The organism is Pseudobutyrivibrio sp. YE44 (genome assembly GCF_900104335.1).
Taxonomy (GTDB): domain Bacteria; phylum Bacillota; class Clostridia; order Lachnospirales; family Lachnospiraceae; genus Pseudobutyrivibrio.
Window position 1 is genome coordinate 107,860 of sequence record NZ_FMXT01000006.1, and the last position, 17,004, is coordinate 124,863.

A 17,004-nucleotide genomic window follows, 5' to 3' on the forward strand; every position below is an offset into this window, starting at 1 on the left:
AGCTTCCACAAGAAGATAAGTAGAAGAGAGGATAAAAGGTTATGAAACTTGGAATAGCAGGAAACGGAGTGATAGTACAGGAAGTATTATCCTTCATAGATGAGATAGGCTTTGAGGAAATTTGTATATGCGGTAGAAAGCAGAGTATGGAAAAGCTTCAGGCTCTTGCAAAGCAGTACAAGCTAAGTACCGTATATACGGATTACGATCAAATGCTTTCATCTGATATAGATGTGGTTTATATTGGCGTGTTAAATGATTTACATGTGGAGTACACCAAAAAAGCCCTAGAGGCTGGAAAGCATGTAATATGCGAAAAGCCAATGACAATCACTGCAGCAGAACTACAGGAGCTTGAAGCCCTTGCAAAGGATAATCAGGTTATGCTTTTTGAGGCAATGAGCATCTATCATATGCCAGCCTACAAGCAGCTTCAAAAGGATGTTAAGCTTGCTGGTGATTTGAAGATTTGTAACTTCAATTATAGTCAGATGTCTCGACGCTATAAGGCCTTTCATGAGGGAACATCCACACCAGCAGTATTTGATGCAGCTCATAATGGTGGCGCGCTTAGAGACTTAAATGTTTACAATATTTCCGCTATGGTTGGATTGTTTGGCAAGCCAAAGAATGTAAGCTACACTCCTAATATGGAAAAGGACGTTGATACAAGTGGTATTCTTGTGGCTGACTATGGTGAGTTTAAATGCCTTTGCACGGCGGCTAAGGATTGTGCTGCGCCTGGTCCTGCTACAATCCAGGGAGTAGATGCTACAATCTGCATTTATCCTCATGTAAATGGCATGACTGAGTACGACGTGCTTTTCAATGACGCCGATACAGACACAAAAGAAGTGGATATGGGAGATGGTAGTCATCGCCTGTTCTTTGAGTTTAAGGAATTCAAACGCATTATTGAAGAAAAGGATGTTAAGACTCAGGAACAAATCATGCAGTATAGCAAATGGGTGGCAGAAATCATAGACCAGGCTACTGCATAGAGTCAGTTTTTACTATAAATATTTGGTTTTATTAGGGCAGTTGTTCAAAAGAACAGCTGCCTTTTTGTATAATTTCACCATTAAGAACAGCTCTAATTCTCCGATATAACTTATGAATTCTAGGCACAGGGATGTGTGTAAATATATTGTGGATAGTTTATAGCAGTTACAAGGAGGTACAGGCTATGGTTGGAATTAATGGAATATCGAATCTGTATAATCAGTATGATTCAAGCAGATTGAATAAAAACAAGAAAACTGAAAATGCTTCGACATCTGAAGTAAAGAAGTCTGAAGCTGCTAAGCCTGAGAACAGTGAAGGAAAACTTTCTACTAAGGGCAAGGATTTTTTAAATAGTCTTCGTGAAAAATACAAGGACTATGACTTTATCGTTGCAGATTCAGATAACGATAAAAAGGCCTTGGCAGATGCCAGTGATAAGGAAATTGCAGTTCTTTTATCTAGCTCAGAGCTAGAGCGTATGGCGGAAGATGATGACTATGCAAAGGAAAAGCTAAGTCAGATGGAAACAGCCATTGATATGGCAAAGAAGATTAATGAGCAATTGGCTGAGGACCCAGAGTTTGCAGAGGACGCTGGAATTAATAAGATTACTATCGAGCTTGGTGATGATGGCTCTATGAAGCTGTTTGCAGAGTTGGAAAAATCTTCTGCAAAGCAGCGTGAGCGTATAGAGGCCAACAGGCAGAAGAATAGAGAAGCTGAAAAGGCCGAAGCTAAAGAGGCTGAAGAAAAGCGAATTGAGGATAGAAGAACAAATCCTTATGAAAAGGCTGCTGAGGAATATCGTCAGAGAACAACAGTGGAGGCTAGTTCCTTTGAAGAGCTAATAGCAAAAATAAAAGGTGTTGATTGGGAAAGCATTCCATTTGATGAAATCAAAGCCGGGGATAGAATCGATTTTGCAGTATAACCAGAATATTATGATAGACCTAAATCTTCAAAAAAGGTTTAGGTCTATTTTTTGTTGAAAAAAGGTCATATATTTGAATATAATGTATTCACTATGGGTTTTATAAAGAATGTATTTGGTAAGAAAAGAATTATGATAGCCACAATAGTGGTTGCAACTATAGCATTAATAGGAATTCTTGTGGGAGTATTTGGTTTTGGTTCGAGAAATACCAGCCACAAGGAAAGATTGGTGGTAGCATCACCCCATCCGGTGGACTTTGTTAAGCCTCTTATTCATGAGTTTGAATTGGAGACAGGAATTGAAGTTGAGCTTATAAGCTGTAGCTCTTCTGAGGCAATTTCCCTTATAGAGGAGGATGAGTCTGTTGATGTTATGTGGGGTGGTTCGGTGCTTTCTGTAGGAAAGAACACTGATAATTTCTATGATTATAGATGCAAATCTTATGACAACATCTATCCAGCATATCAGAATATCGCTCCTGGAGTTACATGTTTTTCAGATGTCCCAAGTATACTTATCGTAAATACGGATATTGCAGGTAATATCATCATAAACGGTTATGAGGATCTACTTAATCCTAAGTTGAAGGGGAAGATTGCCTTTGCAAATCCTGCTCATTCATCTTCGTCCTTTGAGCACCTGGTGAACATGCTATATGCCATGGGGCAAGGAAAGCCAGAGAAGGGCTGGGATTATGTAGGGAAGCTTGTTAATCAGCTTGATGGCAATATCTGCGGAAGCTCCTCAGAGGTGTATGAGGGTGTTGCCAACGGAAAATATGTGGTTGGGCTCACCTTTGAAGAGGCGGCTATAACCATGCTTAACTCAGATAAGCATGTAAGGATTGTCTACATGGATGAAGGCGTGGTTTCTACCTGTGATGGTATTTATATAAACAAGAACACAAAGGCCTTGGATAAAGCTGAGACCTTTGTAGATTTTATGACTAGCTATGACACCCAATCCTTCATGGCTAAGAATTTGGGCAGACGTTCCGTTCGTACGGATGTATCTAATTCTGTTTCTGTACTTTCAAAAGATCAGATTAATATGCTTGAAGTAGACAGAGATGAAATTATCTCTAACAAGAGCCAGTGGATTGATAAGTTTAATCAGCTGATAGGGGAGGATAACCATGGAAAAAGAGATTAAATCCTTCCAGGAAAACATACGTAGAAGCTTTATTGTTTATTCCATTACACCTGTAATTGCTATAACAATGGTGGCTATGGTTATGTTCATAGCAACTTGGTTTATAAACGTTAGAAAAACCACTATTGAAGAGAATCGACAGGTTACCGGACAGATTCAAACTGTCATGGAAAACTATTGCGACATTATAGATGAAGCTGGAAATCTAATAGATGGTAAGAATGCTTTTAAAATCAAAAATGAATTATATTCGTTGATTTATGAGAAAACCTGCGAATATGATGACATTGGAGATTTGATTATCATGACCAATACCTTGGACGTGGTTTTCTCCAGCAAGGATACTTCATATAGATTCTTAACAGATAGAGAATTTATAAACTGGGGTGTGCTTAAGGCTGCCAAAACTAATTTAGGTGAAATTCAGACTGTACTCATTAATGACAAGCTTTGTCTTGTGAAGGGGGTAGGGGATGAAGGTTTGCTTAAATACTATGTGGCCTATGTGGTGCCAAAGGAGGTGCTGCAGCAGTACGTGACCAGCGATGAAAATATGGTATGTGTTACCGACCAGGTAGGTTGGTATTATGTTTTAAATAACAGAAGTATTGTTGATAGTTTGGGGCAAATTAAAACTGAGCTGGAAGATAATAATGGGGTAACCTCTATTGATGGTCACAGATACTATAACATTTGTAGCCAGCTTGAAAATGGCTTAAAAATCTACACCGTAGCTGACATAGAAAAGAGCCTTAGGTTGATTGAAATACTTATTGGCATACTGGCAATTCTTTTCATTATCATCATATTTGCCTCTTACAAAAATGCTGGTCGAAGCTCGGTGGAATACACTAGAGATGTAAAGAAGATTGAAAATGCTTTTGAGGCAGTACAGCAGGGAGATTTTGACGTCAGCCTAAACATAGATAGCAGCAAGGAGCTGCAGACCATTGGCAAGGATTTTAACGAGATGCTTGAAGGTCTAAAGACTCAGATTGCTCAGAATCAAGAGCTTGCAGAAAATGCTGCGTTTTCTCAGGTGAAACAGCTGGAAAGTCAGTTCAATCCACACTTTTTATACAACACTTTGGATAACATCCGCTTTATGGCAAAGATAGATGCCAAGGCCGCTGACAAAATGATTGTGTCCTTATCAGGACTATTGCGATACAGTATTGGCGGTACCAATGAAGAGGTTACAGTAGCAGAGGATCTACAAAATCTTCAGTATTATCTTAATATACTACAGATAAGATTTAACAAGAGATTTGCTTACAGCATCCATGTGTCGGAGGATATATATGACTGCCTGATTCCAAAGCTTGTGGTTCAGCCTCTTCTTGAGAATGCCATCAAATATGGTTTCGGAACAAAAGAAAAGCTTACAGTAAAAATATCTGGTTATCAGATACAGGATAAGATAGTTTTCGCCTGTGTAGATGATGGTGTCGGAATAGAACCTGATTTATTGGAGGAGATAAAGGCGCAGCTTGAAAGCAATCAAAATATATCTTCTCATTTGGGACTATATAATATCCATCGAAGAATTCACCTTATGTATAAGGGGGATTACGGCTTGGATATTACAAGCGAGAAAAATATTGGAACTACGGTTAGAATAACCATTCCAAAGCATAAACAAGATATTTAAGGGGTATTGGGGAAATAATGTACAGAGTATTAATAGCAGAAGACGAGGATATCATTCGTAAGGGAATTGCCTATACCATGGATTGGGTGTCTATGGGCTGCACCATTGTAGGTGAGGCTGCCAACGGTAAGGAAGGCATAGATAAAATCAAGGAGCTTGAGCCGGATATTGTTTTGGCAGATATAATGATGCCACTTATGGATGGCATTGAAATGATTCGTACAGGAAATGATATAGCAGATTTTAAGTCTATCATTATGACTAGCTACGCTGATTTTGAATATGCAAAGCAAGCCATCGATATGGGGGTTAGTGCATATTTGATGAAGCCGGTAGATGAGGATGAATTAAAAAAGAACATCCAAAAGGTTACCACAGAAATTGAAAAGGAAAGACAGCTAAAGCAGATTTCAGAAAAGAATACGGTGTACATAAAAACAGATAATGTGAACGACTACGTTCAGCACATTATTGATGCCACCAAGGAAAACTATGCTGACAAGATTTCCATCGAAAGCTTTTCTGAGGAGCTTGGTGTTTCTGCCAGCTACTTATCAAGAAAATTTAAAGAATCCACAGGTGCAACATATCTTGATTTCTTAAACAAGTACAGGGTGCAGCAGGCTATCAAGCTTTTGGAGACTGGCAAGTACAAAATTTATCAGGTCTCAGATATGACAGGCTTTACAGATTACAAGCACTTCAACACTGTATTTAAGAGATATACTGGAAGTGCTCCATCAGATTTTTTGAACTAGTTCAGAAATTCGGATAATAAAACAGAAAATTGGGTATTTGAAGAAAGCGATTTTTCTTATCATCTTTTTATCAAGTGAAACACGAAAGGAGAAGAAAGGATGAAAAGAAAAATCGCTTTAGCTTTAGCGGGGGTTATGGCACTTGGTTTAGTTGGTTGTGGTAGCGGCTCAGATGGTGGCGCTAAGACAACTGATGAGGCAGCACAGGCTGTTGTAGATGAGTCAGGTGAGCTTGACGATTTAATTTCAGCAGCACAGGAGGAAGGAACATTAGTCGTTTATGGTTCTTGCGAGGAGGATTATCTTGCAGCAGCATGTGATCACTTTGAAGAGCTTTATGGAATTGATGTTCAGTATCAGCGCCTTTCAACAGGTGAGGTACAAAGTAAGATTGAAGAGGAAAATGGAAATCCATCAGGTGATGTTTGGTTTGGTGGAACAACAGATCCTTATAACGTTGCTGCATCAGAAGGCTTATTAGAGCCATATGAGGCAATTAATGCAAAGCACTTATTAAGCGATGAGTACAAGGATGCCGATGGAAATTGGTATGGAATTTACAAAGGAATTCTTGGTTTCATGGTTAACAAGGATGAGTTAGAAAGAATGAAGGTAGATGCTCCAAAGGATTGGAAGGATTTACTTGATTCTAAGTATCAGGGATTAGTTTGGATGTCAAACTACAATACAGCTGGTACAGCAAAGCTTGTTATTAATACAATGGTTCAGAAGTATGGACATGATGAGGGTGTTAAGTATCTTACAGATCTTGATAAGAATATCGAAGTATATACAAAGTCAGGATCAGGCCCTTCTAAGAATGTAGGAACAGGTGAGTGTGTTGTTGGTATCGGATTCTTACATGATGCATTAGCACAGATCGTTGATAACGGATATGGAAACATCGATTTGATTATTCCTTCATCAGGTACATCTTTTGAGATTGGTGCAACAGCAATCTTCAAGGGTTGCCAGCACCCAAATGCTGCTAAGCTCTGGATTGAGTATGCACTTAGTCCAGAGTGTGTAGAGCTTGCAGCTCAGAACGGTTCATATCAGTTCTTATTACTTGACAATGCTAAGCAGCCAGAGGTTGCAGAAGAGTTCGGTCTTGATCCAGACAACGTTATGGATTATGACTTCGAAGATGCAAAGGAAAATACAGCTCAGTATGTTGAGGACGTTATGAATGCTCTTGGCAGCGCAGCAGATGATCGTTTCGAGACAGAATAATTAAACATAAGATTTTTCAAGGCGGATGCTTAAGTTCATCCGCCTTGTTAAAAGCATAGGAGGGAGATAAGATGGCAAAAAGTCAAAGCGCCAGCCTTGAAAGGAAAAAGCTTTTAGCGGATCCTATCCTGGTTTCGACCATTATCTTGCTGGTAGTATTTCTTACAGTATTTATTTTATATCCTCTTGCAATTTTGCTGGTGGATAGTTTTGTTACAGAGGACGGAATCACTTTAGATGTATTTAAGAGAATTATGGAATTGTCCAATTTTAGAAGGGCAATCACAAACACATTAAAGGTTGGTTTTTTAGTTGGAATAGCATCAGCTTTAATCGGCTTGCTATTTGCTTATGTAGAGGTATATGTAAAGCTTAGGACAAGATTTATTGAGGGATTATTTAAATTGGTTTCTATGCTTCCTGTAGTATCACCACCATTTGTATTATCACTTTCAATGATAATGCTTTTTGGTAAGGCAGGAATCATCACACGATTCATATTTAAGATTTATGACAACAGCGTGTATGGTTTCTGGGGAATCGCAATCGTTCAGACACTTACCTTTTTCCCAGTCTGCTACATGATGCTTAAGGGATTGCTTAAGAATATAGATCCATCCTTGGAAGAAGCAGCTAGAGATATGGGTGCTTCAAGATTTAAGGTTTTCATGACAGTAACATTCCCATTAATTCTTCCAGGTTTAGGAAATGCTTTCTTGGTAACATTCATTGAGTCGATTGCAGATTTTGCAAACCCAATGATTATCGGTGGTTCTTACGATACACTTGCAACCACAATTTACTTACAGATTACAGGTGCCTATGACAAGCAGGGTGCAGCTGCTATGGCGGTAGTTCTTCTTTGCATCACACTTTGCATGTTTATGGTTCAGAAATATTACTTAGAGGCAAAGAGTACAGCAACTCTTTCAGGAAAGGCTTCTCGAGAGAGAATGCTTATTACAGACAAGAGTGTAACAGTTCCTCTTACAGTTGCTTGCTCAGCACTTGCTCTTTTTGTAATCGTTATGTACATTTGCGTTCCATTTGGCGCAATGTTCAAAACTTGGGGATATGATTTCCACTTAACTACAAAGTGGTTTGAACAGGTATTCACAAGATATAAAGGCTTTAAGACCTTTAAGGATAGTTTTGTATTATCACTTATATCAGCACCAATCACGGCCTTGCTTTCAATGATTATCTCTTACTTGGTTGTAAAGAGAAAATTCAAGGCTAAGGGATTTATTGAGGCAGTTTCAATGCTTGCTATGGCAGTGCCTGGAACAGTTCTTGGTATTGGTTATATCCGTGGTTTCTCAGGAGGACTTTTCGGTTCTGGATTTTTACAGGGATTATATGGTACAGGAACAATCCTTGTAATCGTATTTATTGTACGAAGCCTTCCAACAGGAACACGAAGCGGTATCTCAGCTCTTAGACAGATTGATAAGAGTATTGAGGAATCTGCATATGATATGGGCGCAGACAGCTTCAAGGTATTTATGACAGTTACATTACCACTTATTAAGGATAGCTTCCTTAGTGGATTTATTACTTCGTTTGTACGTAGTATCACAGCAATCAGTGCAATCATTCTTCTTGTAACACCTTCATACTTGCTCATTACAGTTCAGATTAATGAGTTTGCAGAGAAGGGTGCATATGGAATTGCTTGTGCATTTGCTTCAATACTGATTCTTATTACTTACGGTTCAGTACTGCTTATGAACATTCTAATGAAATATTTTGGAACTAGCCGAAAGGTAAAAATTGATTAATTATAAGGCGGTGGAAAAATGGCAAAAGAGAAAAAGGGAGTTCGCTTAGAACATATCTCAAAAATATATAAAGACCCAAAGACAGGCAAAGATTTTTACGCAGTAAAAGATTGCAATTTGGAAATTGAACCAGGTACCTTTGTTACTTTACTTGGACCATCTGGTTGTGGTAAGACAACAACTCTTCGTATGATTGCTGGTTTTGAAAGCCCAGACGAAGGTGAGATTTATCTTGGAGACGAGGCTATCAATGCCTTGACTCCAAACAAGAGAGATACAGCTATGGTTTTCCAGAGCTATGCACTTCTCCCACATTACAATATCTTTGATAATGTGGCCTATGGACTTAAGCTTAGAAAGCTTCCACAGGATGAGATTAAGAGAAAGGTTACTGATATTCTTAAACTTGTTGGCTTGGAGGGAATGGAAAATCGTATGACAAACCAGCTTTCTGGTGGACAGCAGCAGCGTGTTGCTTTGGCAAGAGCGCTTGTTATTGAGCCAGGTGTTTTGTTATTCGATGAGCCACTTTCAAATCTTGATGCAAAGCTTCGTGTTTCAATGCGTACTGAGATTCGTAGAATCCAGCAGGAGGCAGGCATTACAGCTATCTACGTAACACATGATCAGTCAGAGGCAATGGCTATCTCTGATAAGGTCATTATTATGAATGGCGGAAATGTTGAGCAGGTAGCGTCACCAAAGGAGGCTTACTATTATCCAAACAATAAATTCGTAGCAGACTTTATTGGTGAAGTAAACTTCTTAGAGGCTGTGGTTGTAGCTCAGGATGAAGTTGATATTAACGGTGTAAGACTTAAGTGCGCTACAGGTGATATGGAGATTAACAAGCAGTGTAGCGTTGTTCTTAGACCAGAAGGAGCATCTCTTTCAGACGAAGGTGATTTATCTGGAACTGTTGAGTATTCATGCTTCATGGGTGCATACCAGGATTATCACATTAAAGTTGGTGAGACTGTTGTTAAGATTCAGGAATACAATCCTAAGAACAAAAAGATTTACAATGTAGGAGACAAGGTATTCCTTAACTTTGAGGACAACACTTTATACGCTTTATAAAATCTGAAAATGGGGTAGGGGATGAATAACTATTTAACTTATCTACAGGGAATGAGCGAAGGCGCTGTAGTAATTAGATTAGCTATAGCTACTTTGTTCGGAAGCCTTATTGGATGGGAGCGTGTTGTCAAACATCACAGCGCTGGTATAAAGACCTTCTCACTTGTGAGCTTGGGTTCAGCAGCAGCCACGGTGTTGAATATATATTTGGCCATGATGCCAAATCTTAATGCAGATGTAAGTAGAATCCCAGCTGGTGTAGTTAGTGGTATCGGCTTTTTGGGAGCGGGGACTATTCTTGTTACGGGGCGCAACCAAATAAAAGGTCTGTCAACCGCAGCTTCACTTTGGGTGACTTCTTGCATGGGCATGGTAATAGGTGGTGGCTATCTAATAATAGGCGTATCCTGCTTTTTATTAGTGTTACTGGCAAACATTGTACTTTTGAGATTTAGTACTGTTGTTGAAAATAATAGCAAGTACATGTGCATTTATGCTGAGGTTAGTAAAAACAAGGGGGTAACCTCCCTTACAAAGGAAATAACAGAATTAGGTTTTGCTATCAATAGCATGACAAAATGTCGAGAGAAAACTCTTCAAAACACAGATGTTGCAGTGATAATTGACATTGACTTGGACAGAAGACGTTCACACCAAGAAATTTTAAATACTATTGGGGATTTATCCTACGTATACTACGTGGAAGAAGTCTAAAAGAAAGAGGAGATATTGGTAATCAATATCTCCTCAATTTTGTTATTGTATAGAATTTACAACCTGGTTTTTACCGTGCTGCTTACCATAATATAATTTTTCATCAGCATCGTTCATTAAGTTGCTGAGGGACATGCCCGGCTTGTACTCGCACACGCCCATTGTCACTGTAACAGAGACTTGAACATCATTTTTATATGTTATGAAATCTTTTGCAATATCACATCTTATACGATCTGCAGCCAGTGTCGCCTGTTCTAAAGGACACTTTAAAATAATGCAGATTTCCTCACCGCCCCATCTAAATACGTAGTCAGTTTTTTTGACACCAGTGAGGATGGTGTGAGCAACATACTTTAGCACCTCATCACCACAATCATGACCATAGGTATCGTTAACTTTCTTAAAGTCATCTATATCTGCCATTATCAAGCAGAAGGGTTGTCTTCCTTTGTCTGCATGTCTGCAGGCATCTCTTAAATAGCTGTCCATGCTTTTTCGGTTTAATAAGTGGGTTAAGGTGTCGTATTTTGCGTATTTTTCCAATTCCTCAATTAGATATTTACCACCTAAATGTGTAAGGGAAAGCAACAGTATTGCTGAAATAGTTAAATAGCTAATTCGAATTAGAATATCTGGAGTCTTATTAACACCATCAGCCACCCATAGAATTTCAGGTTTTATAAACCAGGACTGAACGGTTGAAACCATTATACCTATTGTTACCCAAGAGGTCAGTTTCATATCAAAGAAAAATACTGTGAAGAATATAAAGAATGGCGCAAAGGCCCACCATTGGTTAAATGGAATTAAATATATGGTGAAATTGTACTGAATTAAAATGACAACACCAACGGCGATTTTATGACGCTTCAGCTGCTCTTGTTTAACTAAGCTATCACCTTTCAAGCCTACTCTATAGAAATGAAGTGCAACTAAAAAATATATTACATTTGTAAGGTCAAAAAGCGCTAATCCTAAAGGAGGTACGGTTTCATAGCCTCCCATAAGCTTTGTAATGGTATAGGATACGGCCGAAAGTGCAGCCACAGAGGTAGGTGCTAAAATCACAAACTTATACACTCTGGTTAAATAAATATCCAGCGCAGAAAGCCCTATGGTAGTCTCATAGTCTTCGAATTCCTGTGTTTGGTTGTGACTCTTCAGAAGCTTAATCATACCCCTCTCCTTTATACCATATACATATACTTACCTGTAATATAGCAGGATTTTGTTGGAATTCTGTGTATAAATGGTGATAAGACGGAGGTTACTTTTTTATAATTAAGAAAAATGCTAAAATTTATGGCAAAGGGGGGAAAATATGAGAAAGACATACTTAGATAATATTCGTTGGATAACTGTAGTGCTAGTTGTCATATATCATGTGATTTACATATTTAATGGTGTAACCCAGCATGGCATAATCGGGCCCTTCAGTGAACATCAGCCTCAGGATACATATCAGTACATTGTATATCCCTGGTTTATGCTTATTCTGTTTGTTGTATCTGGCATGTCAGCTCGCTACGAACTTGGTAGGCGAACAGAAAAGGAATTTATTAAAGTAAGAACGAGAAAATACCTAGTGCCATCAACAATCGGACTTTTGGTCTTCGGCTGGGTCCTTGGCTACTACAACATGCTGATATCAGGTGCATTCGATTCTATGGGCAATGTACCTAAGCCTATTCTTTTTCTGATAATGGCAGTAAGCGGTTGCGGCGTTCTGTGGTATGTTCAGATGCTTTGGATTTTTAGCTTGATTCTGGTACTAATCAGAAAGATTGAAAAGGACAGATTTTATGATATCTGTGGTAAAGCTAATCTTTTGATACTCATTTTATTTGTTCTACCTGTATATGGCGCTGCACAGATTTTTAATACACCTGTAGTAGTGGTATACAGATTCGGTATCTACGGCTTAGGCTTCCTCACCGGATATTTTGTATTGTCTCATGACGAAGTGATGGAACGAGTCGGTAAAAACTGGTTGATTTTAAGTATTCTTGCAGTCGCATCTTCCGTAACATTTGTAATTCTATACATAGGTCAGCCTTATCCAGAGCATGTTGTCTTGGATACAATCATGTGTAACGTATACGCATGGTTTGGAACACTCGGTATTCTTGCTTTTATGAAAAAATGGGGTAATTTTGAGAATGCCTTCACAAAGTGGATGTGCAAAAAATCATGGGGCCTCTATGTATTCCACTATCTGATGATAGCAGTCAGCGGCTGGTACCTGCACACGTTATGTCCGACACTAGCATCTGTTGTTGTATACCTTCTGGTTACAATAGCAGCATTTTCTGGTTCATATCTCTTGTATGAGATTATGAGCCGCATACCTTTCTTAAGGTGGTGTGTTCTGGGAATAAAAAAGGAGAAAGAATAATATAATTGGGAGTAAGAGATTTTCTCCTAACAGGCGAGGTAATCTCCCAAACGCGACTATAAAATGGGTGATAAATGATTGCCTTGGGAGAAAGGAGTTTCAGTCAATGAGACAATTTGATTATGCTTATCTTGCAGACAGAACATGGGATAACGAGATAATATCATATATATCAAAGATTCATGAGTATAAGGGCAAACAGGAACTATTCTTACGTCAAAGACCTGTGGAACTTAATAGACTCATTGAAATTGCCAAAATACAAAGTACCGAAGCGTCTAATAGGATTGAGGGTATCATCACTACAAATGCTAGATTAAAGCAGCTTGTGGCTGACAAAACAAGCCTAAGAATCGTGATGAAGAGGAAATCTTAGGATATCGCAATGTGCTTAACCTTGTGCATGAAAACTACGAGGTGCTACCAATTCGCAGTAACTTCATTCTTCAAATGCATAGAGATTTGCTTAAATTTACGAATTATTCATATGGCGGTCAGTTCAAGACCACACCTAATGAGATAGATATGGTGCTTGCAAATGGAGAAAAGGTTGTTTTGTTCAAGCCACTTGAACCATACGAGACAGCTCCTGCAATCGAGGCGATTTGTAGTAAGTATCAAGAAGCTTTGGATAAGGAGCTTGTAGATGAATTAATCTTAATTCCGTGTTTTTTGCTTGATTTCCTTTGCATCCATCCGTTTAATGACGGTAATGGACGCATGAGCCGTTTGTTAACATTGTTACTGCTATATAGAAGCGGATATTTGGTAGGTCAGTACATCAGTATTGAAAAAGCAATCGCTGATACCCAAGAAGCCTACTATGATGCTTTACAACGTGCAGATCAAGGATGGCATGAGGGAACAAATGACCCGAAACCATTTATCAAATATATGCTGAGCATAATTCTTTCTTGCTACAAAGAATTTGAAGCTAGAGTTTCTATAGCGTATTCATCAGGAACCAAGAGCACATCTTATGATGTTGTTAAGGTATATGTTAGCGAACGCATTGGGAAATTTTCTAAACAGGAAGTTCTTATGGGATGCCCAAGTTTGGGAAGCTCATCAGTAGAGTCAGCGTTGAAGAAACTTGTTGAGGATGGAACGCTTGTCAGAATTGGCGCTGGTAGAAAAACTATGTATGCCAGAGCAGATTCAATCATGAGTTGATGGATGGTTGCATTACCAGCATGGATTGTGATGATTACAAAAAATGTAGTATAAGTATAAAGAAGAAGGTCTATTTTCAGGATAACTTAGAAAGACAAATCGCAGTTTGTAGGGAAAATAATTAAAACCAGAGATGATATTATTGAACATGAACTAAAAAATTATGGAATGTGAGGATAAAAACAATGATTGCTTTAATAACAGGAGCAACAGGAGATATTGGCAGAGAGTTTGTTAAGGAAATACTTGATGAGGTGGATCAGATATGGGCTATAGGACGAAGCGAAGAAAGGCTAGCGGAACTTGTTAAGGAGTTTGGGCAGAAGATCGTTCCGATTAAATCGGATTTGTCTAAAGAGGCAGAAATACGATCTCTTTGTGAAAGAATAGAAAGGGAAAAACCTGAAATCCAATATTTGATAAATAACGCTGGAGTTGCAAAGATGGGAGGGTTCAGTGAGTTCTCGTATGATGAGGTAGCAACTATGCTGAATATCAATTGCGAAGCTGCAGCGCTTTTATGTAGGGTGTCCATTCCCTTTATGAAAAAGGGTTCGTTTATCCTTAATATTGCATCGGCATCAGCATTTCAGCCAAATCCGTATATATCGTTGTATGCTGCAAGCAAAGCATATTTATTGTCGTTTACACGAGCTATAAACAGAGAGTTGCGTGACGTAACCTGTACGGCTGTTTGTCCCGGATGGGTCGATACTAAGATGCTTCCAAAAGAAAAGGATGGAAAAAGAATACGTTATCCCGGCATAGTGACTCCGGAGAAAGTCGTAAAACAGGCACTTAAGGATTGTCATAAGGGTAAAGATGTTTCTATGAGTTCGTCTTTGTTTAAGTATACGAGATTTTACAGTAAAGTGATACCGCACAGATTTATCATGAACCAGTGGTTAAAAATGTTGAAGAAATACTTATAAGAGCGCGACAATTCAAGTTTGTCGGGATAAAACTAAATAAAATCTTACGTAGACCAGTACCCTGAGGACCCCAGATTTGAGGACGCCCAGATTCGTGCTGGTCTATTATTGTCCATGAAAAAATCGTGGATATCCGCAAAAATTTCATGTAAACGGGTAGCCAAACTTTGTAACTACTTCCAGAATAAGGCTGCTAAAAGGGGATTTCAGTGACTATTGATAAGATTTGAATGGGGATTCGAGTTGATTTTTGGTTTACTTGAATGGGGATTTGAGTTATTTTTCTTACTTCAGTAGAGGATAAAATATGTCCGATAGAAGTAAAGGCTGGGAATTACAGAGCGCATAAATCGTTGGATGTATTTTGTGATAAATTTAGTAGACGTATAAAAGATAAATATGTAGTTCATACGAAAGATTATAAGTGGGAGAATGGAATAAACTATATTCCTGTGTATATGGTGCCATTTATATAGATGAACAAAACTAAATAAAATCTTACATAGCAGTTATCGAAGGATAGCTGTTCTTTTTCATTCAGATTTGAATAAAGAGGTATAGAGATATTGTCCTATAAATATATAACAATCGTGACAACAGGCACTTTTGTTTGCTGTGTTAGGGGAGTTATGTCAAGATTTTAATATTCATAAAATGTGTGATTACAATATAAAAGTGCCTCATAAAATGTGATACGCTGGTTGAAACTGCCTCATATTATGTGATAATATTTGCTTGGAGGTAGAAAAATGTATTACAGAAGAAAGATTGATGAGTATCTAAACAGTTGGAAAGCAGACCCGGCACATAAGCCTCTTATTGTGAAAGGTGCGCGACAGATTGGTAAGACAGAATCAATCATGCATTTTGCTAGGGAGAATTACGAAAATGTTGTGTATATCAATTTTGCTCTAGAGAAAAAATTCATGAAGATACTTGCAGATGGTTACGATGTCGAAAGTGTTATCAAGAATATTTCTTTGGCAGATCCATCTTTTAAGTTCATTCCTGATGAAACCATAATTATTTTTGATGAAATACAAGAAAATCCGGATGTCGCCACAACTCTTAAATCCTTTAAGATAGATAGAAAATACGATGTTATATGCAGTGGATCGATACTTGGAATTAATTATAAAAAGATTCACAGTAATAGCGTTGGCGCAAAGACAGATTATGAAATGCATTCGATGGATTTTGAAGAGTTTCTTTGGGCAAAAGGGTATAGTCAGGAACAGATTGATTCTATTCTGGTTCACATGATAGAAAATAAGCCTTTTAATGAGAATGAGTTGTCGATTTATAAGGGTCTATTCTTGGATTTCTGTGTGCTAGGAGGAATGCCCGATGTAGTTAAGCTCTATATTGAGACAGGTACTTTTTCTGGTACATTGGATGTGCAAGAACAAATTAGGCTTGATTATGAAGAGGATGTGAGAAAATACGCGGAGAGTCTTGATCAAGCCAAAATTATTAGCGTGTACAGAAGCATTCCTGCACAGCTTGCAAAAGAAAATAAGAAATTCCAGTTTAATAAAATCGAGAAGAATGCAAGATCAAGGGAATACACTGGATGTATTGAGTGGCTTATTGATGCAGGGGTTATTACAGAATGTAAGTGTTTACAGTTCCCTGAACTGCCACTAAAAGGCAATGTAGAGGAGAGCAAATATAAACTATATTATCCGGACACTGGATTGCTGGTATCTGCGTTAGATGAGGAAGCACAGGAAGATTTAAGAGTAAATAAGAATCTCGGAGTGTACAAAGGCGCGCTTTATGAGAACTTTGTAGCTGAGGCTTTTGTAAAGCAGGGACTTGGACTTTTCTATTACAAGAAAGAAAATTCTACTCTTGAAGAAGACTTTTTTGTAAGAACACAAAATGATTTGATTCCTGTTGAAGTTAAGTCTAATAATGATCAGTCGAAATCATTGTCTACACTAATTAAGAATAAGAACTATGGTGATATTTCATATGGAATAAAACTAGGTAATTTTAATGTGGGGCATGCAAATGATATTTATACATTCCCATATTTTTGTGCGTTTAAGATAAAAGATTATTTGAAGAAAAAAGAATTATAACAAATTATATATAGTGGAGATATTCCATGGATTATGGTAATATATTTTAGATTTTGAATAGTTTACGCTATATAAATATATAATATATTGAAGAAACCCTTATTTT

15 protein-coding genes are annotated in these 17,004 nt (G+C 38.1%); 14 read left to right on the forward strand and 1 reads right to left on the reverse strand.

Annotation, left to right across the window (positions count from 1 at the left end; genetic code table 11):
- Positions 1-41 precede the first annotated feature (41 nt).
- The 9 genes from BLR54_RS10135 (at position 42) to BLR54_RS10175 (ending at position 10,308) form a co-directional block, all read left to right on the forward strand.
- Complete coding sequence (locus tag BLR54_RS10135; protein WP_090420521.1) at positions 42-1,001, forward strand: Gfo/Idh/MocA family protein; 960 nt, start codon at positions 42-44, stop codon at positions 999-1,001.
- 185 nt (positions 1,002-1,186) lie between these two features.
- Positions 1,187-1,936 (forward strand): DUF6033 family protein, encoded by a 750-nt coding sequence (locus BLR54_RS10140; RefSeq protein WP_090420523.1) that lies wholly within the window; start codon positions 1,187-1,189, stop codon positions 1,934-1,936.
- A 93-nt stretch (positions 1,937-2,029) separates the two neighbouring features.
- The gene (locus tag BLR54_RS10145; RefSeq protein WP_090420526.1) at positions 2,030-3,091 is read left to right on the forward strand and encodes an extracellular solute-binding protein; all 1,062 of its coding nucleotides are present in this window, start codon (positions 2,030-2,032) and stop codon (positions 3,089-3,091) included.
- Entirely contained in the window at positions 3,075-4,742 is a 1,668-nt protein-coding gene (locus BLR54_RS10150) for a sensor histidine kinase (protein WP_090420529.1), read from the forward strand. The genes BLR54_RS10145 and BLR54_RS10150 overlap by 17 nt, the downstream gene beginning before the upstream one ends.
- Before the next feature lie 17 nt (positions 4,743-4,759).
- Positions 4,760-5,500 carry a response regulator transcription factor gene (locus BLR54_RS10155; protein ID WP_090420532.1) on the forward strand — a complete coding sequence of 247 codons (741 nt, stop codon included), beginning with the start codon at positions 4,760-4,762 and terminating at the stop codon, positions 5,498-5,500.
- Between the two features lie 99 nt (positions 5,501-5,599).
- Positions 5,600-6,733: an ABC transporter substrate-binding protein gene (locus BLR54_RS10160; RefSeq protein ID WP_090420535.1), complete on the forward strand. Its 1,134-nt coding sequence runs from the start codon at positions 5,600-5,602 to the stop codon at positions 6,731-6,733.
- A 71-nt stretch (positions 6,734-6,804) separates the two neighbouring features.
- Positions 6,805-8,514, forward strand: coding sequence for an ABC transporter permease (locus BLR54_RS10165; RefSeq protein ID WP_090420538.1), 1,710 nt, complete (start codon positions 6,805-6,807; stop codon positions 8,512-8,514).
- Between the two features lie 18 nt (positions 8,515-8,532).
- Positions 8,533-9,594, forward strand: coding sequence for an ABC transporter ATP-binding protein (locus BLR54_RS10170; protein ID WP_090420541.1), 1,062 nt, complete (start codon positions 8,533-8,535; stop codon positions 9,592-9,594).
- Between the two features lie 21 nt (positions 9,595-9,615).
- The gene (locus tag BLR54_RS10175) at positions 9,616-10,308 is read left to right on the forward strand and encodes an MgtC/SapB family protein (RefSeq protein WP_090420544.1); all 693 of its coding nucleotides are present in this window, start codon (positions 9,616-9,618) and stop codon (positions 10,306-10,308) included.
- Positions 10,309-10,350: 42 nt separating this feature from the next.
- On the opposite strand, the gene BLR54_RS10180 is transcribed toward BLR54_RS10175, so the two are convergent.
- Positions 10,351-11,487, reverse strand: a complete 1,137-nt coding sequence (locus tag BLR54_RS10180) for a GGDEF domain-containing protein (RefSeq protein WP_090420548.1) — start codon at positions 11,485-11,487, stop codon at positions 10,351-10,353.
- Positions 11,488-11,632: 145 nt separating this feature from the next.
- Between BLR54_RS10180 and BLR54_RS10185 the strand changes: the two genes are divergently transcribed.
- From BLR54_RS10185 to BLR54_RS10200, 5 genes are all read left to right on the forward strand, one after another.
- Complete coding sequence (locus BLR54_RS10185) at positions 11,633-12,706, forward strand: acyltransferase family protein (protein ID WP_090420551.1); 1,074 nt, start codon at positions 11,633-11,635, stop codon at positions 12,704-12,706.
- 106 nt (positions 12,707-12,812) lie between these two features.
- On the forward strand, positions 12,813-13,082 hold the full coding sequence (locus tag BLR54_RS15235) for a hypothetical protein (protein ID WP_330388181.1): 270 nt from the start codon (positions 12,813-12,815) through the stop codon (positions 13,080-13,082).
- Positions 13,083-13,156: 74 nt separating this feature from the next.
- Positions 13,157-13,879 (forward strand): Fic family protein, encoded by a 723-nt coding sequence (locus BLR54_RS10190; protein WP_334292237.1) that lies wholly within the window; start codon positions 13,157-13,159, stop codon positions 13,877-13,879.
- Between the two features lie 185 nt (positions 13,880-14,064).
- Positions 14,065-14,811, forward strand: coding sequence for an SDR family NAD(P)-dependent oxidoreductase (locus tag BLR54_RS10195; protein WP_090420554.1), 747 nt, complete (start codon positions 14,065-14,067; stop codon positions 14,809-14,811).
- 749 nt (positions 14,812-15,560) lie between these two features.
- Complete coding sequence (locus BLR54_RS10200) at positions 15,561-16,898, forward strand: ATP-binding protein (RefSeq protein ID WP_090420557.1); 1,338 nt, start codon at positions 15,561-15,563, stop codon at positions 16,896-16,898.
- Positions 16,899-17,004 lie beyond the last annotated feature (106 nt).

What these genes read in the sequence shown, in the direction of transcription:
- BLR54_RS10175 (WP_090420544.1), top strand. Translation starts at nt 9,616, where the DNA reads ATGAATAACTATTTAACTTATCTACAGGGAATGAGCGAAGGCGCTGTA.
- BLR54_RS10135 (WP_090420521.1), top strand. Translation starts at nt 42, where the DNA reads ATGAAACTTGGAATAGCAGGAAACGGAGTGATAGTACAGGAAGTATTA.
- BLR54_RS10195 (WP_090420554.1), top strand. Translation starts at nt 14,065, where the DNA reads ATGATTGCTTTAATAACAGGAGCAACAGGAGATATTGGCAGAGAGTTT.
- BLR54_RS10185 (WP_090420551.1), top strand. Translation starts at nt 11,633, where the DNA reads ATGAGAAAGACATACTTAGATAATATTCGTTGGATAACTGTAGTGCTA.
- BLR54_RS10170 (WP_090420541.1), top strand. Translation starts at nt 8,533, where the DNA reads ATGGCAAAAGAGAAAAAGGGAGTTCGCTTAGAACATATCTCAAAAATA.
- BLR54_RS10165 (WP_090420538.1), top strand. Translation starts at nt 6,805, where the DNA reads ATGGCAAAAAGTCAAAGCGCCAGCCTTGAAAGGAAAAAGCTTTTAGCG.
- BLR54_RS10155 (WP_090420532.1), top strand. Translation starts at nt 4,760, where the DNA reads ATGTACAGAGTATTAATAGCAGAAGACGAGGATATCATTCGTAAGGGA.
- BLR54_RS10150 (WP_090420529.1), top strand. Translation starts at nt 3,075, where the DNA reads ATGGAAAAAGAGATTAAATCCTTCCAGGAAAACATACGTAGAAGCTTT.
- BLR54_RS15235 (WP_330388181.1), top strand. Translation starts at nt 12,813, where the DNA reads ATGAGACAATTTGATTATGCTTATCTTGCAGACAGAACATGGGATAAC.
- BLR54_RS10145 (WP_090420526.1), top strand. Translation starts at nt 2,030, where the DNA reads ATGGGTTTTATAAAGAATGTATTTGGTAAGAAAAGAATTATGATAGCC.
- BLR54_RS10160 (WP_090420535.1), top strand. Translation starts at nt 5,600, where the DNA reads ATGAAAAGAAAAATCGCTTTAGCTTTAGCGGGGGTTATGGCACTTGGT.
- BLR54_RS10180 (WP_090420548.1), bottom strand. Translation starts at nt 11,487, where the DNA reads ATGATTAAGCTTCTGAAGAGTCACAACCAAACACAGGAATTCGAAGAC.
- BLR54_RS10140 (WP_090420523.1), top strand. Translation starts at nt 1,187, where the DNA reads ATGGTTGGAATTAATGGAATATCGAATCTGTATAATCAGTATGATTCA.
- BLR54_RS10190 (WP_334292237.1), top strand. Translation starts at nt 13,157, where the DNA reads ATGCATAGAGATTTGCTTAAATTTACGAATTATTCATATGGCGGTCAG.
- BLR54_RS10200 (WP_090420557.1), top strand. Translation starts at nt 15,561, where the DNA reads ATGTATTACAGAAGAAAGATTGATGAGTATCTAAACAGTTGGAAAGCA.